Source organism: Pantoea sp. EKM10T, assembly GCF_011800685.1.
Taxonomy (GTDB): domain Bacteria; phylum Pseudomonadota; class Gammaproteobacteria; order Enterobacterales; family Enterobacteriaceae; genus Pantoea; species Pantoea agglomerans.
This window is the reverse complement of the sequence record NZ_JAALEU010000037.1, coordinates 1-233: the sequence shown is the minus strand read 5'-3', so window position 1 is coordinate 233 and position 233 is coordinate 1. Positions and strand designations below refer to the sequence as shown.

The 233-nt window shown below is 48.9% G+C and carries 1 tRNA gene; it reads left to right on the top strand.

Going from position 1 to position 233, the window contains the following annotated elements:
- The first annotated feature begins 158 nt into the window (after positions 1–158).
- Positions 159–232: transfer RNA gene (locus tag HFD95_RS21915), tRNA-Arg, on the top strand.
- Position 233 lies beyond the last annotated feature (1 nt).

The following is a 233-nucleotide window of genomic DNA, read 5'->3' as shown; positions in this document are numbered from 1 at the left end:
ATCCATAGCTCAGCTGGATAGAGTACTCGGCTACGAACCGAGCGGTCGGAGGTTCGAATCCTCCTGGATGCACCATCGAAAAAAAGAAACAAAGCGAATTAGCAATTCCTTTCATGGTGAGTAGTTAGCACCCTGCGTTGTACAAGAATTTGTTTTATGCATCCATAGCTCAGCTGGATAGAGTACTCGGCTACGAACCGAGCGGTCGGAGGTTCGAATCCTCCTGGATGCAC